Genomic DNA, 11,867 nt, shown 5'->3' with positions numbered 1-11,867 from the left:
CCTGGTGAGAGAACCTGGGATGAAAAAGCTGTTCGGTGTCGCCGCTACCTTGTTGATCCTGGCCGTGGCGATTGCGCTGGGGCGTGCGGTGTGGGTGCATTACATGCAGACCCCTTGGACCCGCGATGGCCGGGTGCGGGCCGACATCATCAACGTGGCGCCGGAGGTGTCCGGGCGAGTAGTTGATGTTGCGGTGCGCGATAACCAGACAGTGAAAAAGGGCGATCTGCTGCTGCAGATCGACCCCGATTATTACCAACTGGCGGTCAAGCAGGCCCGCGCCGAAGTGGCTGCGCGCAAGGCCGCCTGGCAGATGCGCGCCAGCAATGCCAAGCGCCGCGCCGACATGGATACACGGGTGATCTCTGCCGAAAACCGCGATGATACAGGGCATCTGGCCTTGAGCGCCGAAGCCGATTACCGGCAGGCCCAGGCCCGTCTGGAAATCGCCGAACTGAACCTGCAACGCACTCAGGTGCGCGCTTCAGTGGACGGCTACATAACCAACCTCAACGTGCATCGCGGCGACTATGCCCATGCCGGCGAGGCCAAGCTGGCGCTGATCGACCGGCATTCGTTCTGGGTTTACGGCTACTTCGAAGAAACCAAACTGCCCCATGTGCAGGTCGGCGATATGGCAGAACTGGAGATGATGAGCGGCGAGCGCCTGACCGGCCGGGTCGACAGCATCGCCCGCGGCATCTACGACCGCGACAACCCGCAAAGCCGTGAGCTGCTGGCCGATGTCAACCCGACCTTCAACTGGGTACGCCTGGCCCAGCGGGTGCCGGTACGCATCCGGCTTGATCCGTGGCCGGAGGATTTTGTGCTGGCGGCGGGGATGACGTGTACGGTGATTCTCAAGGCGGGGCCGTAAAGCACGTATCGGCGTTGAATGCTGTTCGCCAGCAGAGCCTCCCACAGAGTTTGTGTGTAACGCGATTAGCAAGCACGACTCTCATCCGGTGGGAGTCGGCTTGCCCACGAAGCTGTTCGAAGCAATGACTGTCGCCCCCGTCACCATATGCGCGAGAAGCCTCGGGGTTTAGCCCGAGGTCGAGAGCGCGGACGCCGCAGGCGTCCTGGTTGGGAGTCTGCTGTTCTTCGATGTATTGGCGCAGGATTTCAATCGGCGCACCGCCGCAGCTAGAGGCGAAGCAGGATGGCGACCAGAGGACACCCCTTCGCTTGAGCCAAGGGTGGAAATCCCCGAACTGCTTACGCAGCAGTCTGGATGATACCCTCTTGAGTGAAGCCACCCGATTCGACAACGCCACCCATGGCTTGAAAGACCAAACCATAATTCATGCCATGAACCACACCAGGACCCTCAAGCTCCGAATCAAAGACAAGCACGCGAAAACGCTGCTTGCGATGGCGCGCGAGGTCAATCTGGTGTGGAACTACTGCAATGAAACGAGTCATCGCGCCATCCGGGAACGCCACCAGTGGCTCTCCGGTTTTGACCTGCAAAAGCTGACCAATGGATTAAGCAAATGCGACGGCGTGCAGATCGGCTCGCCCACCGTGCAGCAGGTTTGCGAGGACTACGCCAAGGTCCGTAAGCAGTTCAAGCGTTCCAGGCTCAATTGGCGGGTGTCCAGCAGGAGCAACCCCAAATACAGTCTGGGCTGGATTCCATTCAAGGCGCGTGCCTTGCAATACAAGAATGCTCAGATTCAGTTCGCCGGGTTCAGGTTTGGCCTGTGGGACAGCTACGGTTTAAGTCAGTATGCCCTGCGGGCCGGCAGTTTCAGTGAAGATGCCAGGGGGCGCTGGTATCTCAATATCTGCGTGCAGGTTCAGAGCAAGCTGTGCATCGGCACTGCCGCAGTTGGCATCGACCTGGGCCTTAAAGCGGCGGCGACAACGTCTGAGGGCCAAGTGCTGATAGGGCGCCAATATCGCACCTGGAGCAGAAGCTGGGCATCGCTCAGCGTGCTGGCAAGAGGGCACGTGTTCGCGCCCTCCATGCCAGGATCAGGAACCGGCGCAAAGATGCGCAACACAAGTTCTCAACCGCCCTGGTTGAGTGCTGCGCCGCCATTTTCGTTGGCGATGTAGCCAGCGCAAAACTCGTAAAGACTCAAATGGCCAAATCCACGCTTGATGCAGGATGGGGCCAACTCAAGACAATGCTGGAGCAGAAGTGCCAACGGGCAGGCGTTGTTTTTGAGGTTGTAGCCGAGCGCTATACCACCCAGACGTGTTCGTGCTGTGGAAGCATTTCCACCAGCAGTCCGAAAGGTAGAGCCGGTTTGCGAATAAGAGAATGGACTTGCGTGTGCTGCGGTACAGCCCACGACCGCGATGTGAACGCGGCCCGGAACATTCTTGCGGCGGGGCATCGCCGTCTAGCTGTAGGAATCCCCGCTCTTTAGGGCGGGGAGGATGTCAAGTGCTACAACCGCTGATCCAATCCAAAACGCTTCTTCAAGGCAAACCCAAGCAAGCTGCCAGGCAGTAGCCAGGCCATCAGCGGCATGACTTTCGAGCCATTTCCAAGCCGTAACAGGCGCGGCGGGCGAGGGCGTTGCAGGGCGGCGACCACACCACGGGCGAAGTCTTCGGCGGGTGTCGGCTTGTCTTGGGAGGCACGCGCACGGGCGCGGATGCCTTCGCGGATCGGCCACCAGGGCGACTGTTCATCAAGTAACTGCTCGGCCTCATGGCTGGCGTTTTTCGCAAAGCTTGAAGCAATCGCGCCCGGCTGCACTTCCATCACCTGAATGCCAAACGGTGCCAGCTCCAGCCGCAACGCTTCGCTAAGCGCATGCACCGCCGCCTTGGAGGCGCAATAGGCACCGGCAAACGGCGTCACCAGCACACCCGAGACACTGCCGATATTCACTATCAGGCCGCGATTGCGCCGCAATGCCGGGAATAGCGCACGGGTCACCCCAACCACCGCAAAGACATTGGTTTCGAACTGACGCTGCATCGCTTCGACACCGCCATCGAGCAACGGCCCCATCGCACCGTAACCGGCGTTATTGATCAGCACATCCAGCCCGTGGTTTTCCAGCCGTGCAGCCAATTGCGCCAGCCCGGCGGCATCGTTGACGTCCAGCTGCACAGCAGTGAAACCCGCAGCGGCCAGCGCCGTGACATCCTCAGCCTTGCGCGCCGTGGCCCAAACCTCATGACCGGCGGCATGCAACGCATCAGCCAACGCACGGCCAATGCCGCTGGAACAACCGGTGATCAGAGTAATGGGCATATAGAGTCCTTATAAAATACTGCTTTTAATGTCTGCCGTTGCCGCTGCCGATCTGCTCTTGCTTTTCAAACCGAGATGGCACAGACGACGCGAATCGCGACTTGGGCGCTGGCCGAGGGTAGGCGTCGATTCGGGGGAGAAACTGGCAGGGATGCCACTGCTCTTGATATGAAGGGCAGGTGCGCTGGGCAGGACGCCCATCGCGCCGGCCCCCGAATCGATGCCGGACGCAGGGAAGTTCGCCCCAGGGCGGACCCTGACGAATAGGCAACCGCAATAATGGTCCATGCACCAGTTTAAAGACCAATTCGCGGCTAAAGCCGCTCCTACCTGGCCACTCAAATCAGTTGGAAAAACTCCCCTGCAAATGCTCGGCCCGAAACTCCAGGGTCTGCGCCCGATAGCCACTGCGCAATGTCGGCAATGGCAAACACTCCTGCCACGAAGCGCCAGCCTGCAACTCACCCGGCCCACGATAACGCGCCGAATTGTAGGTGTTATCCGCCAGGTTGACCGTGTCGCCCGGCACATAAACCGCCACCCGCCAGCGCAACTCACGCAGCGGCGTCTTGTTGGTATTGGTGATGCTCACCTGCAACGGCCGGTCGGCCGGGCAGCTTTGCGCTAGATTCAAACGCAGGTCGAGGCGCTCCAGCTGGCGGGTTTCCCGGCTGTCTTGCCAGATGACCGTGGCGGCCACGATACCCAGCGCCACGGCGGCCACCAGTGATACCGGCAAAGCCTTGGCCGGATAGCGCAGTAGCAAGATGAACCAGGTCAGGATCAACAGGATGCCGATCAGCATGGAAGAGTGTCCTCGCACGTGATGATGCGGGTCATCCTACCATCGGCATAACGACAACGCCCTGCACAAAGGCAGGGCGTTATCAGATGCTGCAGGTGTTGCGGTGCTGAATCAGCGTGCGATGGTCTGGGTCTTGACCCCCGACTCGATGGAGTCGGTGCGCCCGTAGACATCCTCGAAGCGCTCGATATCGTCCTCACCCAGGTAGCTGCCCGACTGCACCTCGATGATTTCCAGCGGGATCTTGCCGGGGTTTTTCAGGCGGTGCACCGAAGCGATCGGGATGTAGGTCGACTGGTTTTCGGTGAGCAGGAACACGTTCTCGTCGCAGGTCACCTGGGCGGTGCCCGAGACCACGATCCAGTGCTCGGCGCGGTGGTGGTGCATCTGCAGCGACAGGCTGGCACCCGGCTTGACCGAGATACGCTTGACCTGGAAGCGCCCGCCCATGTCCACCGAGTCGTAGGAGCCCCACGGACGATAGACTTCCAGATGGTTCTGGGTTTCGCTGCGGCCACGCTCGTTGAGGGTGTTGACCATCTGCTTGACGCCCTGGACCTTGTCTTTGTGGGCGATCATCATCGCGTCTTTGGTTTCCACCACCACGATGTTGTCCAGGCCGATCACCGACACCAGCTTGCCGTTGCCATGGATCATGCAGTTGCGGCTGTCTTGCAGAACCACATCACCCTTGGTGACGTTGCCCTGGTTGTCCTTCTCGTGCACCTCCCACAGCGACGACCAGCAACCCACATCGCTCCAGCCGGCACTCAGCGGCACCACACAGGCACGCTGGGTCTTTTCCATGACCGCGTAGTCGATGGAGTTGTCCGGGCAGCAGGCGAAGGTGGCTTCGTCAATGTCGATGCTGCCGGCGTCCTGCTTGCTGCGCTCAAGGGTCAGCACGCAGGTGTCGTAGATGTCCGGATCATGCTTTTTAAGCTCTTCGAGGTAGCGGCTGGCGCGGAACAGGAACATGCCGCTGTTCCAGTAGTAGCCACCGGCTTCGACGAACTCTTTGGCGCGTTTTTCGTCGGGTTTCTCGACGAAGCTCTGCACCCGGCGCACGCCTTCGGGCAGCAGTGAGTCGCCAGTGGAGCGGATGTAGCCGTAGCCGGTTTCCGGTTTGGTCGCCGGCACGCCGAACAGCACCATCTCGCCACGTTCGGCAGCAATGGTAGCCAGCGCCAGGGCGCGTTGCAGGGCTTTCTGATCTTCGATCACGTGGTCGGCCGGCAGCACCAGCATCAGGTCGTCGTTGCCTTCATTGACCATCAGCATGGCGGTCAGCGCCACGGCCGGTGCCGTGTTGCGGCCGAACGGCTCCATGATGATCGCCTGGGTGTCGAGGTTCAGTGCGGCGAGTTGCTCGTTGACGATAAAGCGGTGTTCCTTGTTGCACACGACGATGGGTTCTTCCATACCCTCAAACACCAGGCGCTCCAGAGTCTGCTGGAACAGCGTGTGTTCGCCGGTCAATGCCAGGAACTGCTTGGGAAATTGCTTGCGCGACAGTGGCCAGAGTCGAGAACCGCTACCGCCTGACAGGATTACTGGAATCATTTTTCTGCATCTCCGAAGTATTCAATAGGGGCTGTACGGGTACTGCCATTCTTGCGTCTTGTTGTTGTTCCAGAGCCCCGGCAAGAGCCGGGGCAGCAATCGGGTTAGCGAGTTTCAACCGGTGGCTTGACCCACACCGGCGACAGGCTGCTGCCACTGCCGGTGACGTACAGCACCGCTGCCTCACCGCGCTCCAGGGCGACCGGTTTGACGTCAGAGACTTTTTTGTCGCCGTTGTACAGCGCCAGGCTGACCTTCACCGGGTTGATTTCACGCTCGCCAGTGCCCTTGGCCGCGACGCTCTTGACCACGTCGGTCTTGCCGTCGGCGGTTTTCAGGGTCAGTGGCTGGTCGCTGAGGTTTTGCAGGCGCACCAGAGACTTCTGCTTGTTCTTGAACGGCGCTTCCTCGACCAGTTGCGGTTTGCCGTTGGCGTGATTGACCAGGGTGTAGTAATGATCGCTGGCCAGCTTCACCGGGACGCTCTGGCTGCCGAGTTTGGCGGTGTAGTCGCCGCCTGGCATGAAGCTGAATGCAGTGCTGCCCAGCGGCGCGACGTCATTGAGCGCCGTGTTGCCGACGCTGGCGCTGACTTCGCTGTTGCTGGCGTTATAGACCCGCACGAAGGTCGAGCCTTTCGGGGCGGTCGGGCCGTACAGGGCGGCGTCACCGGCGGCCTGCACCGGCAGTGCGGCGATGCCCAGTCCCAGGCTCAGGCTCATGGCCAGCGCGCAGCGCTTGATCAGGGTGGTGTTGGCCGAACGATTGGCAGTGGTCTTCAAGGTCATAAGGGCAGTCCTCTCAGTTTTGCGCCCGCTCGGGCGACTCGGATGGTTGGGTGTTCTGTGCCAGGTTGTCCTGGCTGGCTTGCGGCTTCTTCAGTTGGGCGATCCAGTTGGCATCGAATTCACCCAGGTCGTTGTGTACCGGCAGGTAGCGCTCGGGGAATTCCCAGATCACCACTTGTGGTGCGTTGTTTTTGAATTCTTCGGTCTGCAGGTACTTGAGCATCGGCAGCACCGGGCCGTGACCGTCTTCGGCGTAGTTGACGACATCACTGCGCAGCGCCTGCTTGAGTGCCCCCAGGAAGTTCCAGTTCGGGTTGGCGCTGTAGCTGGTGCCCACCAGGCCTACCGGGATTTCGCTGTCGGCGAACAGCGCCTCGTCACCTTCACTGGCACCGCCGACTGCTTCGGTGTTGCGCTTTTGCAGGGCATCGGGTTTGGGCAGCAGGTTGCTGAACAGCGGATCGAGCGGCAGGAAGTTGGTCAGGTCGCCCTTGTACTCGGCAGTGCCTTGCTCAGCGGTGACGAAGGTCTGCTCACCATTGAGTTGCACCTGGCGGTCAATGGCCATACCCAGTTGCTGCGCGGCGACTTCGGCACCCAGCGGGGTCCAGTGGGTGTCGGTGCGCAGGAATACCTGGCCACGCTGCTTGGCGTCCTTGAGCGGTTGCAGCAGGTCAGGGGCAAGAATGCCGGCCTGGGCGACCTGTTGATGGAAGCGCTGGTACAGATCGGCATGCAGGCGCGCCGGGGTGTGTTCACCGATGTGCTCCGGGTACAGACGGGTCTTGGCCGGAATGATCGCCAGCACCAGCTTCACGTCCTGTTTGTTCAGGGTGTCTTGCACACCGCGAACCAGTGCCAGGTTGTCGGCCAGGTTCTTTTCGCCGCCGGCGATGGCGTCAAACTCTTCATCGGTGAACAGCCACTGGTCCTCACCCAGGACTACACCGGGGCGGCCCTCGTTGAACAGCTTGTAGTCCAGCGCCGCCCACAAGTTGGTGCTCAGGCGCTTGATCGGAAACTCATCGTCGTAATGAGTTTCCACCGCCTTGGTCCAGCGTCCGTTGAGTACCGTCTGCTGTGGGGTCTTGGTGAAGCTGGCGAAACTGCCCAGCGACCAGAGCCCCAGCACGATCAGCAGGCTCATGAATACCGCGATGTAGAGGATGCGTAATGAACGGGTCATGTCAGGCTCCTCAGAACTGGAAGTACAGGAACGGCGAGAAACTCTGCGCCGACAGTTTCAGGATCGATGCGATGAACAGCAGCAACACCAGCACGCGCATCGCGTAGCGTGGCCAGTCAGCCTGCCAGTAGGCCGCCTGCACATTGGCTTCGCGGCCCACGGTGAAGCCCGGCTCATGGATGCTGCCAGCTGCATCACCCGGGACCGCCTTGATGGTGCCAGGCTGGTCAGTGGCCGGGCCGTCGGCCTTGGCTTTGCCTTGTTTGGCCGGCCGGTCGCTGTAGAAGTCGCGCAGGCCAAAGAACGCCAGGGTCGCGTAAGCCAGCACCATGGTTGCGATCTGCAGACCGGTCAGGTTGGCGCGGGTCAGTTCCGACAACTGCCAGTCGCTGAAGCTGAACATCGCGCTGTACATACGGGTGGCGACGTGCAGGTTCTCGGCACGGAAGATCACCCAGCCGATGACCACCAGCAGGAAGGTGAACGCCCAGCGGATCACGTTGAAGCTGTAAGGCTTGGTGTTGATGCCCACGGCTTTCTCGATGGCCAGCCAGATACCGTGCCAGGCGCCCCAGATCACGTAGGTGATGTTTGCGCCGTGCCACAGGCCGCCAAGCAGCATGGTCAGGAACAGGTTGCGGTAGGTGGCGATCTTGCCGCCGCGGTTGCCGCCCAGGGTGATGTACAGGTAGTCACGCAGCCAGGTCGACAGGCTGATGTGCCAGCGCCGCCAGAATTCGGTGATCGACTGGCTGATGTACGGCTGTTTGAAGTTCTCCATGAAGCGAAAGCCCATCATCAGGCCCAGGCCGATGGCCATGTCGCTGTAGCCGGAGAAGTCGAAGTACAGCTGTGCGGTATAGGCCAGCGCACCCAGCCACGCATCACCGGTGCTGGGGTTCTCCAGCGCGAAGCAATGGTCGGCGACCACGGCCAGGGTGTCGGCGATGAACACCTTCTTGATGAAGCCCTGCATGAACCGCGTGCAGCCTTCGGAGAACTTGTCCAGGGTGTGGGTGCGGTTGTTGAACTGGTCGGCCAGGTCACGAAAACGCAGTACGGGACCGGCGATCAGGTGCGGGAAGATCGCTACGAACGCGGCAAAGTCGATCAGGTTACGGGTCGCCGGTGTGTCACCCCGGTAGACGTCGATGATGTAGCTGATGGACTCGAAGATGTAGAACGAGATACCGATCGGCAACAGTACGTGGGTCAGGATGAACGGCTCCAGGCCCATGGACGTCATGATGGCGTTGAGGCTGTCGACACCGAAGTTGGCGTACTTGAAGTAGCCCAGGATGCACAGGTCGACCGCCACCCCCAACAGCAGCCAGCGCTGCGCCGTCTTGGTCCGTACCCCGGCGGCGCCCACCTTCAGGCCGATCCAGTAGTTCCACACCGTAACGGCGATGAACAGGCTCAGGAAGTCGATACGCCACCAGGCGTAGAAAATGTAGCTGGCGATCAGCAACAGCAGGTTGCGGTAGCGTTGCCCGCTCACGTAGTACAAGCCGAGGAAGATCGGCAAGAACAGGAACAGGAACACGTTGGATGAAAACACCATCCGTCTTTACTCCGTCAGTCCGGCAATAAGGGCCAATGCCCCCCCAAACCCCCCATGAAAAACAGGAGGGACATCGCATTGCTATCTGTAGGAGCGGCTTGAGCCGCGAAATTCGCTGTGAATCATTCGCGGCTCAAGCCGCTCCTACGGTGTTACCCAATCACTGGTTGTCACGGTCGTGATTAGGGTCATAGACCCGGGTCAGGTCCCCGCCCAGGCGGAAGGTCTTGAACGGCTGCTTTTCGTGCTTTTCCTCCAGCACCTGGGCATCACAGGTGTAGAGGCTGCAGTACGGTTCCAGCCAGGCGAATTTCGGATCTTTTTTCAGATCCGTCATGTCCTGCTTCTCGCCACCACGGTCGGCAAACTCGTCCGGGTCGCGTACCCCTTCAAGCACCCGTTGGGCCAGGCGCTGCAACGCCGCGTTGTTTTCCTGGCGCAGGTCCACACCATTGGCGCGGGCGAAACTGGCGACCATCGCCAGCGGCGGCAGGGCGTAGTTGTGATAAGCCAGCGCGCGTTGGCGACGTTTCATTTCATTGGGCAGGAAACCTTCCGGGCTGACCTGATTGGCGGCGACCCGGAACTCTTTGACGGCCCAGTCGAACAGGTCGCGGCGGTTGGTCGCCACGGCGGTGGCCATGACTGACCAGGCGGCCCAGTACGAGTGGTTGTTGATTTTTTCCAGCGGCAGGTTGCTCCAGTCGCTGATCACCAGGTCACCGAGCTTGCTGAACCAGGCTTCGATTTCCTGAGCCTGCTGCTGATGGTTGGCCAGCGGCCGCGAGTCGGAGAACTTCAGCCGCAGGTATGCCGCCGACATGCTGCCCAGCGCCCATTTGCGCATCGACTTGCCGGTATGGTTGAACTCCTGCGACTCAAGCGCACCGGCGCGGGCCCAGGTGGTCAGGATGTTGAGCGCGCAATCAAGCTGCTCGGGGCGGCCGTCACGCATGTATTGCATGACCACCTTGCTCACCCCGCGCTCCAGGTCGGTGATGTCCTGGGTGGCGTTACGAAAGGCTTTTTCTGCGTCTTCGTTAAGGGTTGCACGGGCCTTGTCGGAGCCCTCGTATTTGCTGCGAAACACCAACGCACCGGTGTACGGCTGCGGGATGGCGGCACAACTGAAGTTGTGATCGCCGGTTTTCATCTTCTCGATGGGGGCCGAGTAACCTTGGGGCGGAATCAGCGGCGCTGCTGCCGCAGCCGCGCCGCTCCAGGCGGTCGCGGCCAGGATGGCCAGCGACAGCAGGGCGGGGCGGACAGGTCGGGATATCTGCATAAGTCACCTCATAATCCGGCTTGCGCAGAATGCTGTTGGGTACCTGGCAATGCATTGCGTTTGCACACCTGGGCTTTGACTTTCTGTGGCTCACTACCTGCTTCGGGTCCTTCGATTTCCAGGGCCAGCAGTTGCTGGCTGGCCCAGTCTTCGTCTTCGCGCAGGTCGAAGGCGAAGCGTCCATCAGTGTCGGCGGTTTCCGGTTTTTCGATCTTCAGGTCTTCATGGCGGCCGTTCATGTACCACAGGCGCGCCTTGAGGGTTTTTACCGACGTGTCTTCAAACTGGATGTCGACCCGGTTGGCCGAGTTGCGAATGTCCTTGATGCCGTTCTTGCCGTTGACCAGCACTTCGTTGTTACCGGGCTTGAGGCTGGTTTCGGCGCTGAGCACCGCAGGCTTGGCATCGCAGCCGTCATCAAGCAGGGCAAACATCTGCCGCCAGATACTGTCCTGGTCCAGGCGATACAGTGGCGAGAATTCCCAGACGATGATTTTCGGCGGATTGTTGTGGAAGTCTTCGCTGCCCAGATACTGGATCATCGCGCCTTCCAGGCCGCCACCGGGGAAGGCCACGTTGAGCACGTCGGCACCGATGTATTCCTGCAGGAAACCGCCGAAGTTGTAGTTCTTGCCGCTGTGGCTGGTGCCGACCAGGGTGATCTTCGGGTTACCCGAGTCACCGAACAGGTCGCCGTCACCGGCTTCGCCCTTGGGCTCAGTGGCGAACTGGTCCATGTACTGGATCGCATAGCTGGTGCCACACAGTTGGCCGGCCATGTTGTGCAGGGTGCCGGTCTTGCCCATGCGCCCGGATTTGTGGCTTTCGAATTCGCGCTTGGGAATCTCGTCGAAGCCCGGGATCTGCTTCACCGTCTCGGCCACCACCTTGGCGGTGCGCTGGGCGCCATAAGGGGTCCAGTGCTGGTCACCACGGAAGTAGAAATCATGGTCTTGGGTTTCACTGGTCAGCGGGCTCAGGTCCGGAACCCAGTAACCCATCTTGCTGAAGCGGCCGAGCATCGCCTGGTAATTCTTCAGCGCGGTGTCGTAGTCGTATTTGGCGCGGTCCTGCGGCAACAGCTTGTTGCGGTCGACCATGCCACGGGTTGGCTGATAGACCACCACCAGGTCGATGCCCTTGCGCTTGAAGGCGCGTTGCAGTTCTTGCAGGCGCTTATAGCCGGCCGGCGTGGTGTCGAACTCGGTGCGCAGGTCTTCTTTGGTACGGAACAGCCAGTCGCCCTCAGCCTGAATCAGGGTGGTGAAGTTCTGCTGATAGCGGGTGGTGTAGTTACTGGCATCATGGGCGGCCGGGCACAGTTGGCAGCATGGCTCGGCAGTGAAGTCCGGTGCCAGGCTGTCGTCGGCACGCGCAGCGCCGGCAGCGGCCATCAGGCCCAGGGTCAGGCTGGACAGGCCCAGCCATTTGATCAGGTGGCTATGCATGGAAGTCT

Annotated in this window: 10 protein-coding genes and 1 pseudogene; 2 read left to right on the top strand and 9 right to left on the bottom strand. The window is 60.7% G+C overall.

Going from position 1 to position 11,867, the window contains the following annotated elements; all coding sequences use genetic code 11:
• Positions 1 to 19: 19 nt before the first annotated feature.
• Entirely contained in the window at positions 20 to 877 is an 858-nt protein-coding gene (locus tag PSCI_RS03735) for an efflux RND transporter periplasmic adaptor subunit (protein WP_045482989.1), read from the top strand.
• 208 nt (positions 878 to 1,085) lie between these two features.
• Here PSCI_RS03735 and PSCI_RS29705 read toward each other — a convergent pair.
• A pseudogene (locus tag PSCI_RS29705) lies at positions 1,086 to 1,289 on the bottom strand (IS200/IS605 family transposase); the annotation flags it as partial.
• Positions 1,290 to 1,901: 612 nt separating this feature from the next.
• On the opposite strand from PSCI_RS29705, the gene PSCI_RS29700 reads away from it, so the two are divergent.
• Entirely contained in the window at positions 1,902 to 2,381 is a 480-nt protein-coding gene (locus tag PSCI_RS29700; RefSeq protein WP_331711512.1) for an RNA-guided endonuclease InsQ/TnpB family protein, read from the top strand.
• 20 nt (positions 2,382 to 2,401) lie between these two features.
• Here the strand turns inward: PSCI_RS29700 and PSCI_RS03725 are convergent, their stop codons facing one another.
• The 8 genes from PSCI_RS03725 to PSCI_RS03690 all read right to left on the bottom strand — a co-directional run bounded on the left by PSCI_RS03725 (position 2,402) and on the right by PSCI_RS03690 (position 11,859).
• A complete protein-coding gene (locus PSCI_RS03725) occupies positions 2,402 to 3,220 on the bottom strand; it encodes an SDR family oxidoreductase (RefSeq protein WP_045482987.1) in 819 nt (272 codons plus the stop codon).
• A 343-nt stretch (positions 3,221 to 3,563) separates the two neighbouring features.
• Positions 3,564 to 4,025, bottom strand: a complete 462-nt coding sequence (locus PSCI_RS03720; RefSeq protein WP_045482984.1) for a hypothetical protein — start codon at positions 4,023 to 4,025, stop codon at positions 3,564 to 3,566.
• A gap of 111 nt (positions 4,026 to 4,136) precedes the next feature.
• Positions 4,137 to 5,588, bottom strand: coding sequence for a mannose-1-phosphate guanylyltransferase/mannose-6-phosphate isomerase (locus PSCI_RS03715; RefSeq protein WP_045482980.1), 1,452 nt, complete (start codon positions 5,586 to 5,588; stop codon positions 4,137 to 4,139).
• Between the two features lie 104 nt (positions 5,589 to 5,692).
• Positions 5,693 to 6,376 carry an alginate O-acetyltransferase AlgF gene (locus PSCI_RS03710; RefSeq protein ID WP_045482977.1) on the bottom strand — a complete coding sequence of 228 codons (684 nt, stop codon included), beginning with the start codon at positions 6,374 to 6,376 and terminating at the stop codon, positions 5,693 to 5,695.
• Positions 6,377 to 6,389: 13 nt separating this feature from the next.
• Entirely contained in the window at positions 6,390 to 7,562 is a 1,173-nt protein-coding gene (locus PSCI_RS03705; protein ID WP_045482974.1) for an alginate O-acetyltransferase, read from the bottom strand.
• A gap of 10 nt (positions 7,563 to 7,572) precedes the next feature.
• Positions 7,573 to 9,126: an MBOAT family O-acyltransferase gene (locus PSCI_RS03700; RefSeq protein WP_045482971.1), complete on the bottom strand. Its 1,554-nt coding sequence runs from the start codon at positions 9,124 to 9,126 to the stop codon at positions 7,573 to 7,575.
• 160 nt (positions 9,127 to 9,286) lie between these two features.
• Positions 9,287 to 10,411 carry a mannuronate-specific alginate lyase gene (locus PSCI_RS03695; RefSeq protein WP_045482969.1) on the bottom strand — a complete coding sequence of 375 codons (1,125 nt, stop codon included), beginning with the start codon at positions 10,409 to 10,411 and terminating at the stop codon, positions 9,287 to 9,289.
• An 8-nt stretch (positions 10,412 to 10,419) separates the two neighbouring features.
• A complete protein-coding gene (locus PSCI_RS03690) occupies positions 10,420 to 11,859 on the bottom strand; it encodes an alginate O-acetyltransferase (protein ID WP_045482968.1) in 1,440 nt (479 codons plus the stop codon).
• Positions 11,860 to 11,867: the final 8 nt, after the last annotated feature.

This window comes from Pseudomonas sp. StFLB209, assembly GCF_000829415.1.
Lineage (GTDB): Bacteria > Pseudomonadota > Gammaproteobacteria > Pseudomonadales > Pseudomonadaceae > Aquipseudomonas.
The sequence above is the reverse complement of the archived record's forward strand: the minus strand, read 5'-3'. Positions and strand labels throughout refer to the sequence as shown.

Excerpts from the sequence above, each read along its gene's own strand:
- PSCI_RS03700 (WP_045482971.1), bottom strand. The coding sequence starts at position 9,126 with ATGGTGTTTTCATCCAACGTGTTCCTGTTCCTGTTCTTGCCGATCTTC.
- PSCI_RS03690 (WP_045482968.1), bottom strand. The coding sequence starts at position 11,859 with ATGCATAGCCACCTGATCAAATGGCTGGGCCTGTCCAGCCTGACCCTG.
- PSCI_RS03735 (WP_045482989.1), top strand. The coding sequence starts at position 20 with ATGAAAAAGCTGTTCGGTGTCGCCGCTACCTTGTTGATCCTGGCCGTG.
- PSCI_RS03710 (WP_045482977.1), bottom strand. The coding sequence starts at position 6,376 with ATGACCTTGAAGACCACTGCCAATCGTTCGGCCAACACCACCCTGATC.
- PSCI_RS03725 (WP_045482987.1), bottom strand. The coding sequence starts at position 3,220 with ATGCCCATTACTCTGATCACCGGTTGTTCCAGCGGCATTGGCCGTGCG.
- PSCI_RS03720 (WP_045482984.1), bottom strand. The coding sequence starts at position 4,025 with ATGCTGATCGGCATCCTGTTGATCCTGACCTGGTTCATCTTGCTACTG.
- PSCI_RS03705 (WP_045482974.1), bottom strand. The coding sequence starts at position 7,562 with ATGACCCGTTCATTACGCATCCTCTACATCGCGGTATTCATGAGCCTG.
- PSCI_RS03715 (WP_045482980.1), bottom strand. The coding sequence starts at position 5,588 with ATGATTCCAGTAATCCTGTCAGGCGGTAGCGGTTCTCGACTCTGGCCA.
- PSCI_RS03695 (WP_045482969.1), bottom strand. The coding sequence starts at position 10,411 with ATGCAGATATCCCGACCTGTCCGCCCCGCCCTGCTGTCGCTGGCCATC.